15 protein-coding genes and 1 pseudogene are annotated in these 19283 nt (G+C 61.5%); 10 read left to right on the top strand and 6 right to left on the bottom strand.

The annotated features are described in order from the left end of the window. Positions 1 to 151: 151 nt before the first annotated feature. Together ACF8MI_RS09690 and ACF8MI_RS09685 are read left to right on the top strand one after the other, a co-directional pair. A complete protein-coding gene (locus ACF8MI_RS09690; RefSeq protein ID WP_060500907.1) occupies positions 152 to 1207 on the top strand; it encodes a tetratricopeptide repeat protein in 1056 nt (351 codons plus the stop codon). A gap of 10 nt (positions 1208 to 1217) precedes the next feature. Continuing rightward, positions 1218 to 1942, top strand: a pseudogene (locus ACF8MI_RS09685) (response regulator); the annotation flags it as partial. Between the two features lie 5 nt (positions 1943 to 1947). Here the strand turns inward: ACF8MI_RS09685 and ACF8MI_RS09680 are convergent. Continuing rightward, the gene (locus tag ACF8MI_RS09680; RefSeq protein WP_392517474.1) at positions 1948 to 4011 is read right to left on the bottom strand and encodes an ATP-binding protein; all 2064 of its coding nucleotides are present in this window, start codon (positions 4009 to 4011) and stop codon (positions 1948 to 1950) included. A gap of 194 nt (positions 4012 to 4205) precedes the next feature. Here ACF8MI_RS09680 and ACF8MI_RS09675 point away from each other — a divergent pair, with 194 nt between their 5' ends. Both ACF8MI_RS09675 and ACF8MI_RS09670 read left to right on the top strand, forming a co-directional pair. After that, the gene (locus ACF8MI_RS09675) at positions 4206 to 4892 is read left to right on the top strand and encodes a type 1 glutamine amidotransferase domain-containing protein (protein WP_060500913.1); all 687 of its coding nucleotides are present in this window, start codon (positions 4206 to 4208) and stop codon (positions 4890 to 4892) included. 133 nt (positions 4893 to 5025) lie between these two features. After that, positions 5026 to 5832 carry a CSS-motif domain-containing protein gene (locus tag ACF8MI_RS09670; protein WP_060500914.1) on the top strand — a complete coding sequence of 269 codons (807 nt, stop codon included), beginning with the start codon at positions 5026 to 5028 and terminating at the stop codon, positions 5830 to 5832. Between the two features lie 22 nt (positions 5833 to 5854). Here ACF8MI_RS09670 and hppD read toward each other — a convergent pair whose 3' ends face one another. Further along, positions 5855 to 6931: a 4-hydroxyphenylpyruvate dioxygenase gene (gene hppD, locus ACF8MI_RS09665; RefSeq protein WP_016714000.1), complete on the bottom strand. Its 1077-nt coding sequence runs from the start codon at positions 6929 to 6931 to the stop codon at positions 5855 to 5857. Between the two features lie 299 nt (positions 6932 to 7230). Here hppD and ACF8MI_RS09660 point away from each other — a divergent pair, with 299 nt between their 5' ends. Then, positions 7231 to 8817, top strand: coding sequence for an EAL domain-containing protein (locus tag ACF8MI_RS09660; protein ID WP_200929383.1), 1587 nt, complete (start codon positions 7231 to 7233; stop codon positions 8815 to 8817). 33 nt (positions 8818 to 8850) lie between these two features. Next, positions 8851 to 9738 carry an EamA family transporter RarD gene (rarD, locus tag ACF8MI_RS09655; protein ID WP_060500918.1) on the top strand — a complete coding sequence of 296 codons (888 nt, stop codon included), beginning with the start codon at positions 8851 to 8853 and terminating at the stop codon, positions 9736 to 9738. On the opposite strand, the gene ACF8MI_RS09650 is transcribed toward rarD, so the two are convergent. Next, positions 9701 to 11272, bottom strand: a complete 1572-nt coding sequence (locus ACF8MI_RS09650) for a TerC family protein (protein WP_060500921.1) — start codon at positions 11270 to 11272, stop codon at positions 9701 to 9703. The genes rarD and ACF8MI_RS09650 overlap by 38 nt on opposite strands. Before the next feature lie 270 nt (positions 11273 to 11542). Between ACF8MI_RS09650 and ACF8MI_RS09645 the strand changes: the two genes are divergently transcribed. Next, complete coding sequence (locus tag ACF8MI_RS09645; protein WP_060500923.1) at positions 11543 to 12124, top strand: LysE family translocator; 582 nt, start codon at positions 11543 to 11545, stop codon at positions 12122 to 12124. On the opposite strand, the gene ACF8MI_RS09640 is transcribed toward ACF8MI_RS09645, so the two are convergent. The 3 genes from ACF8MI_RS09640 to ACF8MI_RS09630 form a co-directional block, all read right to left on the bottom strand. Further along, positions 12117 to 12905 carry an AraC family transcriptional regulator gene (locus ACF8MI_RS09640; protein ID WP_060500925.1) on the bottom strand — a complete coding sequence of 263 codons (789 nt, stop codon included), beginning with the start codon at positions 12903 to 12905 and terminating at the stop codon, positions 12117 to 12119. The genes ACF8MI_RS09645 and ACF8MI_RS09640 overlap by 8 nt on opposite strands. A gap of 42 nt (positions 12906 to 12947) precedes the next feature. Continuing rightward, entirely contained in the window at positions 12948 to 14066 is a 1119-nt protein-coding gene (locus ACF8MI_RS09635; protein ID WP_060500927.1) for a glycosyltransferase 61 family protein, read from the bottom strand. Positions 14067 to 14139: 73 nt separating this feature from the next. Further along, positions 14140 to 15294 (bottom strand): hypothetical protein, encoded by a 1155-nt coding sequence (locus tag ACF8MI_RS09630; RefSeq protein ID WP_200929384.1) that lies wholly within the window; start codon positions 15292 to 15294, stop codon positions 14140 to 14142. 457 nt (positions 15295 to 15751) lie between these two features. Between ACF8MI_RS09630 and ACF8MI_RS09625 the strand changes: the two genes are divergently transcribed. The 3 genes from ACF8MI_RS09625 (at position 15752) to ACF8MI_RS09615 (ending at position 19194) form a co-directional block, all read left to right on the top strand. Continuing rightward, positions 15752 to 17371: an NADP-dependent glyceraldehyde-3-phosphate dehydrogenase gene (locus ACF8MI_RS09625; protein WP_104834669.1), complete on the top strand. Its 1620-nt coding sequence runs from the start codon at positions 15752 to 15754 to the stop codon at positions 17369 to 17371. A 110-nt stretch (positions 17372 to 17481) separates the two neighbouring features. Next, on the top strand, positions 17482 to 17949 hold the full coding sequence (locus ACF8MI_RS09620; RefSeq protein ID WP_060500934.1) for a VOC family protein: 468 nt from the start codon (positions 17482 to 17484) through the stop codon (positions 17947 to 17949). 63 nt (positions 17950 to 18012) lie between these two features. Then, positions 18013 to 19194, top strand: a complete 1182-nt coding sequence (locus ACF8MI_RS09615) for a hypothetical protein (protein WP_164524571.1) — start codon at positions 18013 to 18015, stop codon at positions 19192 to 19194. Positions 19195 to 19283 lie beyond the last annotated feature (89 nt).

Here is a 19283-nt window from a genome sequence, read left to right as displayed (position 1 = left end):
CTCGACAGCGTTGATTTCAAGCCATGCGCAATTCCTGTGGGAGCTGGCTTGCCGGCGATGGGCTGCGCAGAGCCCCAAACCAAGGTGGCTCGGTTGCATTTACCCCCCAGCTGGCCCAAGCTCTGCCCTTCCCGCCGCCACGGACCGTCCGATGCCCAGACGCAACCGCTACCTGATCGCCCTGCTGTTGTTGATCCTGGTATTGGCCCTGTTCGGCTACCTGTGGCGCGACACCCCGCCAGCCGCACCGACCCTGCCGGCACACAGCTACGCCAAGGCCCTGCGCCAGGCCCACGACGGCCAGCCCGGTGCGGCACGGGTGCTGTATCAGCAATTACAACGTAATGACTTGCCCGCCATCCGGCGTGCAGCACTGTACGCCGAACTGCCCAATTACCCCTCGCCCCAGGCATTGAAGCTCGCCCGCCAGGACCTGGAGCATGCCGACCCGCTGGTGCGCCGAGCGGCCATTGCCGGTATCCGCCGTCTGTTACCGGCGGCGCAGCGTAGCCTGGTGCTCGGCCCGCTGCTGGACGACGACGAGCAAAGCGTGCGTTTTGCCGCCGTGGATGCCCTGCTGGGCCTCGACCCCGACGCCATTGGCCTGTATTTCGGCCCGCTGCAAGCAGCCCTCGAGCAATACCAGCAAGCGCTGGAGCAACAGCCCGAGGATGCCGATGCCCAAGTGCACCTGGCGCGCCTTTATCTGCACGAGAACGACTACACCCAGGCCGCCACAGCCCTGCAACGAGCGCTGGCGGTCGCCCCCGGTAACCTCGACGCCCTGGCTACTCAGGTACGCCTGCTCGAGCGCCAGGGGCATCACGATGCCTCCCGCCAGGTGCTGGGGCAAGCCTTGGCGCTAAGCCCCGACTCGTCCTTTCTGCAGTACGAGCTAGGGCTTTGGCTAAACCGCCACGAACAGCGCGAATATGCCTTGCTGGCCCTGTCCCGCGCCGTCGAGCTGGAGCCGGACAACGCTGACTACCGCTATACCCTGGCCGTTACCCTGCATGAGCTGGGCCAACTCGACGCCGCACAGAAGCAACTGGAAACCGTGCTCAATCGCCAGCCAGCCAATCGCCGGGCGCGGGTGCTGCTGATTCAGTACTCGAAGGAGTCCGGCCAGCTTCAGAACGTGCAGGTGCTGCTGGCCGAGCTGGAGCGGCAAAACCCTGACGACCCCGTGCTGCAACAGGGCTTGTAGGTAACGACTGACTTTTTGCGCGGTCGGCCTGGCCAACCTGCAGGCGCGCCTGGCCGAAGGTGCAGGGTTGGCAATCATCGCCGAACAAGCGTTCAGCCAAGGCCCGAGCGCATCGCTGCAGGCCTTCATCGACCAACAACCGAGCTGGTCGGATTTGCCTATCGTGCTGGTCGCCCAGCGGCGTTAGCAACCATCCGGTGGGCAACCTGGTATTGCTGGTGGCACCCTTTGAAAACGCCCAGCTGTTGCACATGACCCAGTCCGCGCTGCGCAATCGGCCAAGGTACCCAGGTAGACCTTTACCTGCCGCGTCATACCGGCCCGGTCAGACAATCGCGTCAGCCGGCGCAACCTGTGCATCCTGACGGCGGCCGACATGTACTGATCGTCGAGGACGACCTACATGTGCGCCAGTTGCTGTGCCAAATGCTGCGCGATGAGGGGCTCACCTGCCACAGCGCCGCCAACGCCAACGAGGGACTGAAGGTGCTGCGCTCGACACAAACGGTGAATCTGCTGATCAGCGATGTCGGCCTACCCGGCATGAACGGCCGGCAACTGGCCGAGATTGCCCGCAGCCTGCGCCCACACTTGCCGGTGCTGTTCATCACCGGGAACGCGGAAACGGCCATGGCCCGCGAGTATTTCCTGGGGACGGGCATGCATTTGATCTGCAAGCCGTTCGAACTGAAGCAACTGCAGGCTCAAGTGTCGCAAATTCTTGGCAAGCCGTGATGCCATTATTCATCAAGCATGCGTAGCGCTTGGTCGGCAAGCTCCGCCAGCAGAAATGGCTTGCTCATCAACGCCGTACCCGGCTGATCGAGCAATTGCGCTTCGATGGGCTGGTCCGCATAACCGGTAATGAACAGGATTTTCTGTTGCGCAATCTGCGTGCGCATGGCGCTGGCCAGTTGCCGGCCACTGAAAACGCCAGGCAAGCCGATATCGGTGATCACCAGGTCGAAGGGGCCAGCATGGCGGAAGCGTTCCAGGGCAGTGTTCGCATCGCCTGCTACCGTCACGTCGAAACCACGCTCGGCCAGGTATTCGTGCATGACCACGCGCAAATTCACCTCGTCATCCACCAGCAGCAGGCGTTCGCCCCGGGCCACGCGCTGCGAGGGCGGTGCGGGCTTTGGCTCTTCCGGAACGGGCTCATGCCACCTTGGGAAAAGCATGGAAACCTTGGTGCCCCGCTCCGGGACAGACTCGATCCAGACATACCCGCCCGATTGGCTGACAAAACCATACACCATCGACAACCCCAGCCCGGCCCCACGCCCGACGGGTTTGGTGGTGAAGAACGGTTCAAAGTCCCTGGCGATGTCCGCTGCCGACATAACAGAGCCGTCGTCCTCGACATACAAGGCTACGTAGTCGCCAGGTGGGAGGCCCCGCGCATCCGGAAAAGCACTGGTCAAGCGCTTGTTGACCGTACGCAACGTGACACTGCCCTGCGTCAGACACGCTTCCCGGGCGTTGGTGCATAGGTTGATCAAGGCATTTTCAAGCTCATGAACGTCCAGGTTCACCGCCCACGGCACTACATCCAGCTGCCAGTGCAAGCCAACCTCCGCGCCCAACGTCTTCAGCAGCAATGGCTCGCAAAGGCGTAGTTGCCGATTGAAGTCCAGCGGCCGGGTGGCCAAGGGTTGAAGGCGAGAGAGCGCCAGCAGGCGGTGAGTCAGTTCCGTGGCGCGTTGCACCGACTCGCGCGCTACTTCCACGTAGGCATCCACCCCCTCCAGGCGTCCCTCCCGCAGGCGCCGTTGCAACAACTCAAGGCTGCCGTTGCCCCCGGACAGCAGGTTATTCATTTCGTGGCCCATACCCCTCGCCAACTGGCCGACCACCTGCATACGCTCGCTGTTACGCATCAGCGCCTTGGACCGACGTGCAAGCTCGTCGCGATCTCCGGTAATGTCTCGGCCAACCGCCGTCAGCAGCCTGCCATCAAACCGCGCGTTCCAGCGAAACCAGAGGTAATGACCATCACGGTGCCGCAGGCGGGTCTCGATCTGTTCCGTGTTGCTGTCTTGCAGCAGCCCGGACACTGCCAGCTGCACGTCGGCGCGATCAGCCGGGTGCACCAGGTCCAGCACCGGCATATCCTGCACCTGCGCTTGGGTCCAGCCCAGAATGCGGTACCAGGCCGGGTTGACGGCATGCAGTTTCAGTTCCGCAGTCACCGTCATCATCGCGTCGCGCGACAGTTGCCACAACTGTTCGCGCTCAGCCACATGGCGCTCGACCGGCTGCTCAAACCCCAGCGCCTGCGCGCGCCAATGGTGGGGCGCCTCGACACTGGCTGTCGTTTCGATCACCGTATGCAGAAAACCCGCCACATTGCCCAGCTCATCATGCAAGGGTGCAAAACCGAACGCGCACCATATCGGCTCCTCGCCCGCGATGCCGGGAACACTCAGGGGGAGATCCTCGACAAAACTCGAGCGCCCCTCCAGCGCCTGGAACACCCGGGATCCCACTGCCGGCCAGACATCGTGCCACAGCCTATCGAACGCGACACCCAAGGCGTCCGGAACTGCCCGCAGCATCCTGTAACCTTCGTTGTGCACCACACAAAGGTCAGCCCCCCAGACCACGGCACAAGGGAACGGTGACAACTGCATCATGTCGACGGCAATACGCAACGAAGCCGGCCAGCGCGGCAATGGTCCGAGCGAAGTACGCCCCCAGTCGAACCGTGCAATCCGCTGCGCCATCAAGTCGACCGGCTGTGAAACAGGCGGCTGCAGCATGACCGGCTGCAAAGGCCCGCGTGGCGTACTGTTTGCGACCAATATCGTGACTCCAGCAATGCTCCGGGTTGGCCACGGTGCTACCTGAACAGGCAGGCTCACCCGTGGAATCTGTTCACGTTAGCACAGCACGCACCACGTACCATGGCGCACTTGCAGGGGGCAGCTATGCTGATTAGGTTTTCCCTTGGGCCAGGGAGCACCGGCCTGTCTAGGTTGCCGAGAGGAGCATGGTCATGAGCAAGAAAATGCTGGTAGTGCTGACCAATACAGCCAAATACCCAACCCTCAAGCGGGCGACCGGGTTGTGGCTGGGCGAGGCCGTGCACTTTGTCGAGAAGGTCGAAAAGGCCGGCTACACGGTCGATTATGTTAGCCCACAGGGCGGCTACGTGCCCATCGACCCGCACAGCCTGCAGATGGCTCCAGAGCTGGACTGGCAATGGTATGACGACAAGCGCTTCATGACGCGCCTGGGCACCACCTTGAGCCCCGATCAGGTAAAGGCCGACGAATACGGCGTCATCTACTACACCGGTGGGCATGGCGTGATGTACGACTTTGTCGATAACCCGCCCCTGCAGGAGCTGGCACGCAAAGTCTACGAAAAAGGCGGCATTGTAGCGGCGGTCTGCCACGGCGTGGTTGGCCTGCTCAACATCAAGCTCAGCGACAAAAGCTTGCTGCTGAAAGGCCGCAAGGTGACCGGTTTCTCAAATATCGAGGAGCAACTGGCCGAACTGGACAAAGTAGTCCCATTTTTGACGGAAAACGAGCTAGGTGGCCGCGGCGGCGAGTACAGCAAGCATGATGATCCGTGGATGCCATACGTGGTCGAGGATGGTCGATTGATCACAGGGCAGAACCCAGCCTCGACCGCCCTGCTCGCCGAACATGTACTGGCAAAACTCAAGGCGAGCTAAAGCCTGACATCAACCTTGTAGTTTTCCTCTGCCGCATACTGCACAAGGACTACAGCCGATCGGCCATTGAATGCATAGGCTCAGGGTTCAGTTGTTCACCCCGAACAGCTTCGGCCCGGAGAGCGATTGCCCTATGTTGAAAATCCTGAACGCAGGATACCGCCTGCGGGAGCTGTTGCTGCTCATCACGGTGGGCCTTGTACCTGTGATTTCCGGTTTGTTGGTGATGATTGTTCAGCTGGAGATGAAGCTTTCGGAAAACGCCGCCATCTCTGTTCAGGAGGCTGTGTTCAGCATTGACCAGGCGCTGAACAGGATGCATGAAGCTGCCCAGCGCGCCTTGCCGCTCGCAGGCAAGCCATGCGACAGGGTCAAGAGCGCATTACAGGAGCAAGTTGTGAGCCGCTCCATGATCCGATCGCTGACCTTGGTAGAAGGTAATGAAGCCTCCTGCAGCAGCACTTCAGATTCTTTGGAATACCTATCGTCCTTTGCCGGGTCCGGCCAGCAGGTCGAGTTGTCCTATGGGCAACCCGACAAGCGCCGCAAGCTGCTGGTCAACTATTACTTGCAGGGGAATCATGGCGGGGTAATCGTGACCGCCTATGCCCTTTTGCTACGCAACGAACTGGACGCTTTTCAGGATGGCCTGACACTGCTGCTGGAGTTCGACGACCGCTACATCTGGAGCAAAGGCGATAGTCGAGACACACAGCGCCCTTCGCAGCCCGAGTTTTTTGCGAGCGCGCTGTCGAACAAGTATGGGTATAGGGTAAAAGGCGGTTACGCCGAAGGTTTCACCGCCAAGGAAATTCAGCAGTCAATGGTGCAGATCTTTCCCTCACTGATGCTGGTAGGGATCGTGACCGGCTCGATCGTGTATCTGGGCCTGTACGGGGCGAGAGCCCACAGCCGTGAGGCGACCGCCAAGCATGCATGATGGCGGCGCCCCTCAGGCTGGATCAGTCGGTGCTCAGCACTCCACGGCGCACCTGGTCCCGCTCGATGGATTCAAACAGCGCCTTGAAGTTGCCTTCACCAAAGCCATCATCACCCTTGCGCTGGATGAACTCGAAGAACACCGGACCAAGCAGGGTTTCCGAGAATATCTGCAGCAGCAGGCGCTTGTCTTCGGGCTGCGAAGCGCCATCGAGCAGGATGCCACGCGCTTGCAGCTGATCCACCGGCTCGCCGTGGCCAGGCAGGCGCTCTTCGAGCATTTCGTAATAGGTTTGTGGTGGCGCCGTCATGAAGCGCATGCCGAAGCCCTTCAGGGCGTCCCAGGTCTTGAGCAGGTCGTCGGTGAGGAAGGCGACGTGCTGGATGCCTTCACCGTTGAACTGCATCAGGAACTCTTCGATCTGCCCGGCCCCCTTGGACGACTCTTCGTTGAGCGGGATGCGGATCATGCCATCGGGCGCAGTCATGGCCTTGGACGTCAGGCCGGTGTACTCACCCTTGATATCGAAGTAGCGGATCTCACGGAAGTTGAACAGTTTCTCGTAGAAGCCGGCCCAGTAAGCCATGCGCCCGCGGTAAACGTTATGGGTGAGATGGTCGATGATTTTAAGGCCCGCACCTACCGGGTTGCGATCCACGCCTTCGATAAAGTTGAAGTCGATGTCGTAGATCGAACTGCCTTCGTCGAAGCGGTCGATCAGGTACAACGGCGCACCACCAATGCCTTTGATTGCCGGCAGGCGCAACTCCATCGGGCCGGTTTCGATTTCTACCGGCTGGGCACCCAGCTCCAGGGCGCGGGCATAGGCTTCATGGGCATTGCGCACGCGGAACGCCATGCCGCACACCGAAGGGCCGTGTTCCGCCGCGAAGTACGAGGCGATGCTCTTGGGTTCGTTGTTCAGGATCAGGTTGATGCCACCCTGGCGATACAGGTGCACATCCTTGGAGCGGTGGGTAGCCACCTTGGTGAAACCCAGTATCTGGAAGACCGGCTCGAGTACGCCAGGCGTAGGCGAAGCCAGCTCAATGAACTCGAAGCCCATCAGGCCCATTGGATTGTCGAAGATATCAGCCATGTTCGTGTCCTCATCTGCAGCGAAAAATTATTGATTGCGTGGGATGTGGAACAGAAACGGCGGTGAGCACGGGATGCCCCGCACGCTGCGAGCGAGGAAGTCACCTATGATCAGCTTGAACCCATGGTATGTCATATGGACCCATTCTCGGCGGGCTTGATCCTTCGGAGCTGAAGGACCTTATTGTTGTATTCGTAAACGGATTCTACATTGCGTAAAATGGTTTGTCGCGTTTTAGTTGGTCCTGAGCGCCGACAAACGGCTATGCTCTCCTTATCTCTCATCGTAGCCAGGTCAGCATGCCCCTTACCGTAAAACGCCGCGCCGCATTCAGCTGGCGTACCCTGTTGCCCTGGGGCGTAGGCGTGCTGCCAGTGGTGTGCGGCCTGGCCATCATGAACTGGCAGGTCGAGCGCGAGATGCAGGCCAGCAGCCAGGCCACCACCCGCCAGGCGGTGGAGCACGTCGAACGCATCCTCGACAACCTGTCCAGTGCTGCCAATGCATTGCTGCCCCTGGCTGGCGGCCCCTGCGATCAGGCCCAGCTCACGCTGCGTGCCCAGGTTACCCGCAACGCCTTCGTGCGCTCGACCAACCTGTTCAGGCACAACAACCTGTATTGCACCTCGCTGTTCGGCGAGTTCGACGAACCGGTCAACGCCAGTGACTATATCGACGGCAAACTGTGGCTGATGGACGGCAACTCGGTCACCCCGGGGCACGCGCTGCTGGTGTACCGTGTTAGCGAGGGCGACAAAGGAGCAATCACCACGGTGGATGGCGACCACCTGCTAACGGCACTGCGCCTGATCGGCCCTGACGAAGACTTGCAAATCCGCGTGGGCGATGCCTGGATGGGCAAGGACGGTGTCGTGCACAAAGGCGTACCACCTGCCGCCGCCAGCGCCAACGTGCTGCTGGGTTCGACCCGTTACCCGTTCAGCGTGCAGGGCGGCTACAGCACCGGCAAACAGGGCCAGCTGTTACGCAGCCACTACCCTGCCCTCATCAGCTTGCTGCTGGTGCTGGGTGCCGTGGCGGCGCTGGTATGCCGCTGGCAGATTCGCCGGGCCACCTCTCCCCGCGCCGAGCTGGACCGGGCGCTGCAGGCCGACGAGTTTCTGCCGTATTTCCAGCCTGTGGTGCGCAAGGGTGACTACCGCTGGGCCGGTGCCGAAGTGCTGATGCGCTGGAACCACCCGCGCGAGGGCCTGGTAAGGCCCGACCTGTTCATCCCTTATGCCGAGCACAGCGGGCAGATCGTCGCCATGACCCGTGCGCTGATGTTGCAGACCGCGCAAAGCCTGGCGCCCTATGCGGGGTTGCTGGAGGACGGGTTCCATATCGGTGTCAACATCACCGCCGATCATTGCCGCGACCTCAGCCTGCTGGACGACTGCCGCACCTTCCTGCAGCACTTTCCGCCGGGCCGGGTGGTGCTGACCCTGGAGTTGACCGAGCGCAAACTCATCGAGCCTACCCCGGTGACCCTGGAACTGTTCGAAAAGCTCCACGCCATGGGTGTGATGATTGCCCTCGACGACTTCGGCACCGGCCAGTCGAGCCTCAACTACCTGCGCCAGTTCCAGGTCGACTACCTGAAAATCGACCAGAGCTTTGTCGCCATGATCGGCGGCGATGCGCTGTCCGTGCACATTCTGGAAAGCATCATCGACCTGTCGGCCAAGCTGGGCCTGGGTATCGTGGCCGAAGGTGTGGAAACGAACACCCAGCGCGACTACCTGGCCAGCCATGGGGTGGACTTCCAGCAGGGCTACCTGTTTGCCAGGCCCATGCCGGCCGCCCAGTTCCTGGAGGCACTGGCCACACGCCCGGGCGCTGCGCAGTTGCCGCAAGGCGCGGCCCCTGAGATCATGCGCGGCTGATCCACCCGCTCAACTCCCCTATTCGAGGCACTCGTGTCAAAAGGCATCGTTTCATCGGTCATGGCGTCCTGTCTGTTCGCTGTGATGTATTTCTATACCTCGCTGCTCACGCCACTGGATGGCGAAGAGATCTTTGGCTGGCGCACCCTGCTGACGCTGCCCTGCCTCACCTTGTTCATGCTGGTCTCGAAAGACTGGAAACGCGTGGGCGAGCTGCTGGCCCGGGTAAAGCGCACGCCTGTCCTGTTGCTGGGCATGGTCGGTACCTCGTGGCTGATGGGCGTACAGTTGTGGCTGTTCCTCTGGGCACCCTTGCATGGGCGCAGCCTGGAAGTGTCGATGGGCTATTTCCTGCTGCCACTGGCCATGGTCCTGACCGGGCGGCTGGTGTACGGCGAGCGTCTATCACGCCTGCAAAAGGTGGCCGTGGCCTGTGCCGCACTGGGCGTGGGCCACGAGCTGTACCAAAACGGCAGTTTTGCCTGGGAAACCCTGTTGGTGACGATCGGCTACCCGATCTATTTCGTGCTGCGCCGACGCTGCCGCACCGACCACCTGGGCGGGCTGTGGTGCGACATGTGCCTGCTGCTACCGTGGGCGTTGTACTTCGTTATCCAGGGCCCGCTTTCCAGCGCTGACCTGCAAGCCCACCCTGGGCTGTATGCGTTGATCCCGATCCTTGGGGCGATCAGCGCCTCGGCCCTGATCGCCTACGTGCTCGCCAGCCGCATGCTGCCATTTAGCCTGTTCGGCCTGCTCAGCTACGTCGAGCCCGTGCTGCTGGTGGGCGTGGCGTTGCTGCTGGGCGAAACCATCGGCCCGGATCAGTGGCTGACCTACCTGCCGATCTGGGCCGCGGTGCTGGTGCTGGTGCTCGAGGGTTTCAAGCACCTGCTGCGTCAGCGTCGCCGTTCGGTGTAAGCCGAACCTGGCGCACCCGCCGCTCTTCCACCGCCTCCACGGTCAGCGTCCAGCCATTCCAGGCCAGGCGGTCACCCACCATCGGCAGGCGGTCGAGCAGGCTCATCACCAGGCCGGCGAGGGTCTGGTAGTCCTCGGTAGCACGGGCACTGAAGCCGGTACGCGCATGGACCTGGCTCAGGTTCAGCGCACCACTGACCACGAAGCCCTCGCCCTCCTGGACAATGCCGGGGCCTTCAACCTCGCTGGCATCCGGCAGTTCACCGGCAATCGACTCAAGGATGTCGGTCATGGTCAGCAGGCCGGTGAAGTCACCGAATTCGTTGACCACGAAGGCGATGTGAGTCGACTGGCCACGCATCTGCTCCAGGGCGTTGAGAATGCTGAAGCTCTCCAGCAAATTCAGCGGCACACGCGCCATGCCTTCCAGGTCCGGCTGGCTGCCCGACAGCAGCTCCTTGAGCAATTCCTTCTTGTGCACGAAGCCCAGAGGCTCGTCGACACGGCCATTGCGGATCAGCGGCAGGCGCGAGTACGGCGAGTTGGCCAGGGCCTGGGTAATGGCGTCGGCCGGTTGTCCCAGGTCGATCATGTCGACCTCGGCACGGGCGGTCATCACCGTACGGATAGGCCGCTCGGCCAGGTTCAGCACGCCACTGATCATCACCCGCTCACGGCGGTCGAACAGCACCTGCTCCTCACCCCCCTCGACCAGGTCGGCGATTTCCTCACCCACTTCGTCCGCCTCGACACGGCGGCCACCCAGCAGGCGCAGCACGGCATGGGCAGTGCGTTCACGCAACGGCCGGTGCTGCTGCAAGCTGCGCTTGCGGCGGGCACGGGCCAGCTGGTTGAACAGCTCGATAAGGATCGAGAAGCCGATGGCCGCGTACAGGTAGCCTTTCGGGATATGGAAGCCCAGGCCTTCGGCGGTCAGGCTGAAACCGATCATCATCAGGAAGCCCAGGCACAACATGATGACTGTGGGGTGGGCGTTGACGAAGCGGGTCAGCGGTTTGCTGGCAACGATCATGATACCGATCGAGAAAATCACGGCGATCATCATTACCGACAGATGCTCGACCATGCCCACCGCGGTAATGACCGCGTCCAGGGAGAACACCGCGTCAAGCACCACGATCTGCGCCACGATCGGCCAGAACGCAGCATGACGCAGCGTACCACTGGCCTGGGTTACATGGCCCTCAAGACGTTCATGCAGTTCCATGGTGGCCTTGAACAGCAGGAACACACCACCGAACAGCATGATCAGGTCCCGGCCGGAGAAGCTCTTGCCGAACACTTCGAACAGCGGCGCGGTGAGGGTGACCATCCACGAGATGCTGGCCAACAGGCCCAGGCGCATGATCAATGCCAGGCTCAAGCCAATCACCCGCGCGCGGTCACGCTGATGCGGCGGCAGTTTGTCTGCCAGGATGGCGATGAACACCAGGTTGTCGATACCCAGCACCAGCTCAAGGACGATAAGCGTCAACAGGCCTAGCCAGGCCGTGGGATCGGCTAGCCATTCCATTAGCGGGTACTCACAGGGGAAGCGTCACGAGGACGGGGGAAGGATGGCCAGAAAGGCCGAAAACTGGGGGGCTCCGCGAAGGTGCTCATATAGACCTTGTTAACAAATTGGGAAAATGATCCTACAAGCAGCACTGGTTTCTGTGATAGCGCAAAACTATTACAAAACCTGTATCAGGTGTGGGGCGGCATTTAGGGGGTACTTTTCTTCAATACCCTCGACAGCCAAGGGCTGAAAATCACGGTTCCTTCCAGCCACCGGATCTTTCTCATGAGCCTGTCCCTGTCCATGGCCGCCTTCGCACTGGCGGCGTCGATTTCCCCCGGCCCGGTCAACATCATTGCCCTGGGCAGCGGCGCCAACCATGGCTTACGCGCCAGCCTGGCGCATGTGGCCGGCGCCACGCTGGGCTTCTGCCTGTTGCTGGTGCTGGTCGGGCTGGGCCTGCATCAACTGCTGCTGCGCTGGCCGCTACTGGGCCTGCTGTTGCACTGGGGCGGCGTGGCGTTTCTGCTGTACATGGCGTGGAAGCTGGCCCGCGACGACGGCCGGCTGACCGGCACACACTCGACAACAGCGCCTTCAGCCTGGCACGGCGCGGCAATGCAATGGTTAAACCCCAAGGCTTGGCTGGCGGCAGTGGCCGGGGTCGGCGCTTACACGGGGGGTGAACAGCACCTGCTGTGGCTCTTTGCCTGGATCTATGGCCCGATCTGTTTTGTTTCGGTTGCGTGTTGGGCATGGGCCGGGAGCATGATTCGCCAGTATCTGGGCAACCCACGGCACGTGCGCTTGCTCAATCGAGGGTTGGCGGTGTTGCTGGTAGGCAGTGCTGTCTACCTGGTTATCTGACGCCAGCGGCATCGCGGTAATGCCCCGGTGTCGCCGCCAGGTGCTGCTTGAATGCCCGCTGCAGGTGCGCCTGGTCGGCAAACCCGGCCTCCTGCGCCACCTCGGCAATCGCGCGGCCTTGGCGCAGCTGCGCCCTGGCCAGCTGTACGCGCTGATCGAGCAGGTAGCCATGCGGCGTCAGCCCGAAGCGTTGGCCAAATGCACGAATCAGGTAGGAACGTGACAGGCCGCAGGCGGTGCAGATGTCTTCCAGGCTCAGCGGATCGCTACGATGGGCACGTATGAAGGCTGCCGCCGCGTCCAGCCGTGGGTTACCTGCTTCACCCTCGCCAGTTTCACCCGAGAGAAAGCCCGGCAATGCGCAAAACAGGGTCGCCAGGCGCGCCTCCCTGTCAGGCACGCTGGCGTCGAACAGGTCGGCAAAAGCCTGCATCAAACGTTGGTACAGCGCAGGCGAGCTACTCCAGGTTTGCGTCGGCAAGGTGAAACCCAGCGCCTGTAACCAAGGCATGTCGACAAACAGCATCAGGTAGGACCAAGGCTCGCCATCGATGGGGTTGCAGGTATGCACCACGCCCGGGTTCATCAGCACCGTGGTGCCGGCCCCCACCTCAATGCGCAGGCCCCCGTTCAGGTAAGTGCTGCGTCCACCGGTGATCACACCGATGGAAAAGCTCTCGTGGGAATGAGCGGCATAACACACCTGCCGCCCGTCCCCTACCCGCCGGGCTTCGACGAAGGGTAACGCAGGGTCACGCCAGAACCGTGATGCCTCTATCATCCTCTCGCCCACGCGTTGCTCAGATGCCCCGATACTACACGGTTATCGCGCAAACAGATCGAGCGTGCGTTCCACTTCACCGATATCGATCCTGAAACCATCGCCCTCCGGTATCCCCACCACAAAGCCGAACTGCTGGTGGTCGCGATCCGTCAGGTATTTGTAGTAGCTGACAAACCGGTTAGGCGGCTGCAAGGTCAGCAGGCTACCGCCAGGCTGCAGCACATTCACGCCATGTACCAACTGGCTACCCTCTACGCCAATGACCACGTTTGCCCCGGCACAGGCTGCGACAATACTCGGTACATCAGACTTCAGCGGGTTGACCACGCGAAAACCACGGGTAACCCGCAGATGCTCGGCAAGCTCCAGCTCATTGCGCAGCAGGCGCAGGTCGCCGTCGCCGCCCCGCAGCAGGAACACGCCTGGGTGCGGGGCATGCGGCACATGCGACAGCAGCTTGTCCCCCATGGCCCGGTAGCGGGCGTGGCGGCTACGGTTGTTGCTCTGGTCATCGAACAGCACCAGCTCACGGAAAAACGCACTGCGCAGGCGCAGCGGCTTCATGTCCAGCCAGTCTTCATAGGCGGGGGCCTGGGTGAACAACGGGTATTTGGCCGAGGGGGCGGTGGTCACCGGGATGCCTTCGTTACAGGCCAGCGCATAGGTCGGGCAATCTTCCATGAGCCAGGTGCCGAACCAGGAGTTGCCGTTTTGCGTGCAATAAATGGCTGCACGATCGATTTCGTTGTCCACGATGATGCCCGGAAAGGTGCTGGGTTTCAGTGACAACCAATGGCTGGCCTTGCCCTTGTACAACGCACCATCGACCAGCCACACATTCTTGATCAGGTAACCCCGGGTTGGCCCTTGCAGCGTACTGATGCCGCCCTCCATGGTGCGCGCAGGGTGTACGTAGGGGTAAAAACGCTTGCCCTCCCAGCCCGTCACCCGCTCCAGCTGGCCGGGCAGGTAGATGGCCGGTGGCGACACCGTGGTCTCGCCCGGCGCAATGTCCCAGCTCCTGGTAGCCACACTCTTGAGGTCAATGGCCGTGTTCTTGCCCAGGCGTTTTCGTGCCATGTAGCGGTAGGCAGCCAGTGTCCAGGTGTGCTGCTTGGCTGCGGGCGATGCACTGAACTGCGAGATGTCGCTTCCCATGAAGCGTCCTCCCTTGGTAACGAAATCAGAAACCGGGCGCATCGCGCCCTCTCAACGCATCCCTGGCTAACACTCAGTTGGACATCACCCTTTCCATCGCGGGGGGGGATTGCAGGTTGGCATACCGGCTGCGCAATGCTTCCACAAACGGTTCGCCCGCACCGTTGCCGCCATACAGGTAAATCTTGTGCAGCCCGCCAAACACCATTTCGTGGTAGCGGCTGGCAAATTCTTCTTCACTCGGCCCCTCGGGCAACCCCAGGTGCAACGTGAGCTTGTCGCCTTCGACCGCGAACATAGGCGTGTCCCACAAAAACTTTGCCGTGCCGGCCTTGGGCAAGCGAACGAACAGGTAGGCATGGTTGCCCAACGAGTCGATATCGCCGCCACGCCGGCGCTTCCACTTCAACAGCCCGTCATCTGGCCGCGCCAGGCACAGGCCGATGTCGTAATAATCGAAACCCTGTTCCAGTGCCCATTCAAGGGCCATGAACGTGGTGATGGAGTTCACTTCACGCAACTTCTTGGCATCGGAAAACACCGCTTCGCAATAACCAAAGCGCAAGGTGCTCCAATAGCGCTTGCCGCCGCGCACCACTTCGCACCCCAAATGGCAGCCGATTACCTCATCGCCCAAGGTAATCAGGTCGAGCCGGCCAACGCCCTTGGCGATCCGGAACACTTCGTCGGTGGGGAACTGTGCCGCATGAATGCCTTGTCTGGCCGTGGCATAGGGGCGCAGCAGGTCTCGGTCAGCCATGGCGATCTCCTCGTCCGAGAGGGTTTGGCGCATCTGGTAAAGTGGGCGGTTCTTGCGGATGCTGCGGCGCAGTTCGCTGTCGTACCGGGCCGTGATGTCTTCCAGCGGGCGCCCCAGCGGCACCACGGCACTCAGGTAATGCGGCACTGACAACGCGCCTGAGGTGGGCACTTCGCTGATCACCACAACATGGTTGGCCGCCGCAGTCGCGCTTGCACCCTCGACGATCGACGCACTGCCCTGGCCCTTGCCGCCAATTAGCAGTTTGGCCATTTCCCGTTGCTGCTTGCGCCCTATGTAGAGGATTTCGTACGGGCTTTCCTGCTGCATCCGGAACCTGGCAACTTCCCAACGCCAGAAACAGGCACGCGCCAGCACTTCACGCACCTTGCTGGCCAGCAGCCTCATTTCGTAGCGCATGGAGGGCGACAGGAGTTTTCGCGCCACAGCCGTCAAGGTCTCTTTCATTTCTTCTTCGACGTCCTTTGAAGTGCTCTATGGTCTATCGGAAAAAGAGAAAAAATCAGCAATAACACCTAACGTCTTGATTTTTATAGTATGAGCTCAAACTTATTTATCACATTCAGTAACAATTTAAGATGCCTGCAAACGCTTTGGCAAGCGGCCTCCCGCTAACTTTAGATCAAGTTTCATGGCGTCAAATTTCCTGCATGAAGTCCATACCCGACAAGCACTTTGCTATAACCGTGCCCGGTGCGCGCCGATGCAATTATCACTTCGCTATCAATCGATAACCCTTGATGCCGTCTTTGCATAACAACCCTAGAATCCGAAGGCAGCCTGTCGACAAGCACGAGGGGCCCTGTTGAGCCAGACTGGTGTTTTTTCGGCAGCCGGTGCATGCTCGCAGCTGAAGCGATTCACCCGGCTTGAAACCCGCCCCGCTAAGTGAGGTGCAGTACCCATGGACCGTCTGCTCGATTCACTCTTCCCCAACGCCGATAGCATTCCGCAAATCTGGCGCCTGGAAGCCCCCCTGGAACAACGTGATTACCTGGTGAACGGCGAGCTCAGGCGCTGGGACGGCCCCTTGGCCACGGTACGCAGCCCCGTCTGGCTCAAGGAAGGCGGCGAAGAACGCCAAGTGGTGCTGGGCAGCGCCCCACTGCTTGATGCCGACACCGCCCTTACCGCGCTCGACGCCGCCGTTCAGGCCTACGACAAAGGCCGTGGTACCTGGCCGAACATGCGTGTGGCCGAGCGTATCCAGCACGTCGAAACCTTCCTGGCACGCATGCGCGAGCAGCGCCAGGCCGTGGTCAAGTTGCTGATGTGGGAGATCGGCAAAAACCTCAAGGACTCGGAAAAGGAATTCGACCGCACCTGCGACTACATCGTCGACACCATCAACGCCCTCAAGGACCTCGACCGCCGCTCCAGCCGCTTCGAGCTTGAACAAGGCACGCTGGGCCAGATCCGCCGGGCGCCGCTGGGTGTCGCCCTGTGCATGGGGCCCTACAACTACCCGCTCAACGAAACCTTCACCACGCTGATCCCCGCGCTGATCATGGGCAACACCGTGGTGTTCAAGCCCGCCAAGTTCGGTGTGCTGTTGATCCGCCCGCTGCTCGAAGCCTTCCGTGACAGCTTCCCGCCCGGGGTGATCAACGTGATCTATGGTCGAGGCCGGGAAACCGTGAGCGCGCTGATGGCCAGCGGCAACGTCGATGTGTTCGCTTTCATCGGTACGCACAAGGCCGCCAGCGACCTGAAAAAGCTGCACCCACGCCCTCACCGCCTGCGCGCCGCGCTGGGGCTGGATGCCAAGAACCCGGGTATCGTGCTGCCCCAGGTCGACCTCGACAACGCCGTAGAAGAAGCGGTCACCGGTGCGCTGTCGTTCAATGGCCAGCGCTGCACGGCACTGAAAATCCTGTTTGTCCACGAGGATGTGGTCGATGCCTTCCTCGACAAGTTCCAGCGCAAACTGGCCGCGCTCAAGCCCGGCATGCCCTGGGAGCCCGGTGTAGCACTGACACCGCTGCCCGAGCCTGGCAAGGTCGACTACCTCGACGGCCTGGTCGCCGATGCCACGGCCAAGGGCGCTCGAGTGCTCAACGAAGGTGGCGGGCAGAGCCGCGGCTCATTCTTCTACCCAGCCTTGCTGTACCCGGTCAGCCAGGCCATGCGCGTGTACCACGAAGAGCAGTTCGGCCCCCTGGTGCCCGTAGTGCCCTACCGCGACCTGCAAACCGTGATCGACTACGTGCTGGACTCCGATTACGGCCAGCAACTGAGCCTGTTCGGCAACGACCCGGCTACCATCGGCAGCCTGGTCGACACCTTCGCCAACCAGGTCGGGCGCATCAACATCAATGCGCAGTGCCAACGTGGCCCGGACACCTACCCGTTCAACGGCCGCAAGAACAGCGCCGAAGGCACCCTGTCGGTGCATGATGCCTTGCGTGTGTTCTCCATCCGCACTCTGGTCGCCACCCGCTTCCAGGAGGCCAACAAGGCGCTGATCAGCGAAATCATCCGCAACCGCCAGTCGAGCTTCCTGACCACCGACTACATCTTCTGACGGCCGCGCTTATAGGAAATCGATCTAGGGCCATTGTCGATTTTCCCTCTGTGCAAACGACTCTAAGCAACAGGGCGCCCTCCGGCGCCCACTGCGAAGGAGAGTCGAACATGGCAGCCAAACCCATCCCCGAAGGCCAGCACAGCCTTACCCCGTACCTGGCCATCAACGATGCCGCCAAGGCCATCGAGTTCTACAAGCAGGCCTTTGGCGCGGTCGAGATGTTCCGCCTCGATGCCCCAGGTGGCCGTGTGGGCCATGCCGAGCTGAAAATCGGTGATTCGTCGCTGATGCTGGGCGACCCCTGCGACATGGAGGGCGGCCTTACCGCCAGCCAGAAACTCAGCGGCGCAGGCGTGGGCCTGCACTTGTATGTCGAAGACTGCGACAAGGTCTACGCTCAAGCATTGGCGGCCGGCGGCACCCAGTTGCACCCGTTGACGGACCAGTTCTACGGCGACCGCAGCGGCACCCTGAAAGACCCGTTCGGCAACATCTGGTTCGTCTCCACTCACAAGGAGGACCTCACCCCGGACGAAATTCGTGCCCGTGCCGCGAAGCTGTTTGGCGGCAACTGAGCGGCAAGTTGAAAGCAGCGCGACTTTGCTTGAAGCTTGGGGCTCGTAGCTTGGAGCTGCTTCATGCGAATCATCGACAAATCCGCCGCCCAGGTGCGCAGCCTGACCCCCGCCGAAGAAGAGCTGCTGGTCGGCTTTGCCACCGGTAGCCTTGGCGGCCCGCGCCTGCTGCAGGCCAACCAGCTGCTGATGAACGTGCGCAACGCAAACCAGTGGCTGGCCTGTGACTGCCGCAACGACGCCTTGCCGGTGCTCAATGTCACCCTTAACGGCAGTACCGGCACGCTGTTTCTCAAGAACAACCCGGGCACGGCAGAACACGCGCCTGGCTGCCCGTTCACCAAGGACGAGCGGGAGGCAGCCGAGCGTGAAAACGACCCTGCCCCACCTGCGGCCTGGCTGCCACCCGACACGCCGCTACGCCTGATCGGCGACTTCCGCAGCGCCACCAGCAGTGCCAGCGGCGAGGGCAACGACCGCCGGGAACAACAGCGCCTGCTGTCGCTGCTGCTGACCTGGATCGAAACCAGCGGCCTCAACCTGTATGCCACCCACCTGAAAAAGGACCTGACCACCCAGTTTGCCGAACTGCGCAGCGTTGCCAGTCGCTACCCGCTGCTGGAGCGGGTGCCCGCCAGCAACTACCTGGAAACCCGCCTGGACATGAAGCACATGATGATGCTCAAGGCCCGCCTGCGCGATGCCTCTGTGTTCGGCAACCACCGCCGGCACGGCTTGCTGCTGGACTGTGTCGACCAGATCAAAGGGCGCAAGCTGTTCAACAACCGTAATGAAGACGGCTTCGATTTCCAGGGGCACCACCTGTATTGGGGCGGTAGCCGTACCACCGGGCCGCTCCTGGCGCTGATGATCTACTCGCCGACCAGCGCCGGCAGCCATTTCTATGAGCTGATCCATGTGGCCAGCGTACCGGTACTGTCCCGCGCTCACCTGTTCCCGGTGTACCGCGACGAAGAGCGCGAGCCGCTCAAGGCGCTGGTGTCGTTGATTGACTGGATGGCCAGCAAAGGTGTGAAAGTGCAAATGCGCAGGCCGGTGATTGGCGGGCAGGTCATGGATGAACTGGTGCTGACCTCCGACCGGGACCGGGTGCTGTCCGTGTCGTTGCTGGAACAGCCGATCGGGCCTGAGCCGGATGCCGAGAATTTCAAGCGTTATGCCGACTTCAAGAGCATGGAAACCTTCAGCAGATTCGTTGCCGGCTTTTTCATGCGGGAGCGTTGAAATCCCAGGGCCGCTTTGCGGCCCATCGCCGGCAAGCCAGCTCCCACAAGTACTGCATAGCTCTTCAGCATTGCGCGGTCCCTGTGAGA

It is taken from the genome of Pseudomonas sp. yb_9, from assembly GCF_043103635.1.
Taxonomy (GTDB): domain Bacteria; phylum Pseudomonadota; class Gammaproteobacteria; order Pseudomonadales; family Pseudomonadaceae; genus Aquipseudomonas; species Aquipseudomonas monteilii.
This window is presented reverse-complemented; position numbering and strand designations above follow the sequence as displayed.

Excerpts from the sequence above, each read along its gene's own strand:
- ACF8MI_RS09690 (WP_060500907.1), top strand. The coding sequence starts at position 152 with ATGCCCAGACGCAACCGCTACCTGATCGCCCTGCTGTTGTTGATCCTG.
- ACF8MI_RS09675 (WP_060500913.1), top strand. The coding sequence starts at position 4,206 with ATGAGCAAGAAAATGCTGGTAGTGCTGACCAATACAGCCAAATACCCA.
- ACF8MI_RS09670 (WP_060500914.1), top strand. The coding sequence starts at position 5,026 with ATGTTGAAAATCCTGAACGCAGGATACCGCCTGCGGGAGCTGTTGCTG.
- hppD (WP_016714000.1), bottom strand. The coding sequence starts at position 6,931 with ATGGCTGATATCTTCGACAATCCAATGGGCCTGATGGGCTTCGAGTTC.
- ACF8MI_RS09660 (WP_200929383.1), top strand. The coding sequence starts at position 7,231 with ATGCCCCTTACCGTAAAACGCCGCGCCGCATTCAGCTGGCGTACCCTG.
- ACF8MI_RS09650 (WP_060500921.1), bottom strand. The coding sequence starts at position 11,272 with ATGGAATGGCTAGCCGATCCCACGGCCTGGCTAGGCCTGTTGACGCTT.
- ACF8MI_RS09645 (WP_060500923.1), top strand. The coding sequence starts at position 11,543 with ATGAGCCTGTCCCTGTCCATGGCCGCCTTCGCACTGGCGGCGTCGATT.
- ACF8MI_RS09640 (WP_060500925.1), bottom strand. The coding sequence starts at position 12,905 with ATGATAGAGGCATCACGGTTCTGGCGTGACCCTGCGTTACCCTTCGTC.
- ACF8MI_RS09635 (WP_060500927.1), bottom strand. The coding sequence starts at position 14,066 with ATGGGAAGCGACATCTCGCAGTTCAGTGCATCGCCCGCAGCCAAGCAG.
- ACF8MI_RS09630 (WP_200929384.1), bottom strand. The coding sequence starts at position 15,294 with ATGAAAGAGACCTTGACGGCTGTGGCGCGAAAACTCCTGTCGCCCTCC.
- ACF8MI_RS09625 (WP_104834669.1), top strand. The coding sequence starts at position 15,752 with ATGGACCGTCTGCTCGATTCACTCTTCCCCAACGCCGATAGCATTCCG.
- ACF8MI_RS09620 (WP_060500934.1), top strand. The coding sequence starts at position 17,482 with ATGGCAGCCAAACCCATCCCCGAAGGCCAGCACAGCCTTACCCCGTAC.
- ACF8MI_RS09615 (WP_164524571.1), top strand. The coding sequence starts at position 18,013 with ATGCGAATCATCGACAAATCCGCCGCCCAGGTGCGCAGCCTGACCCCC.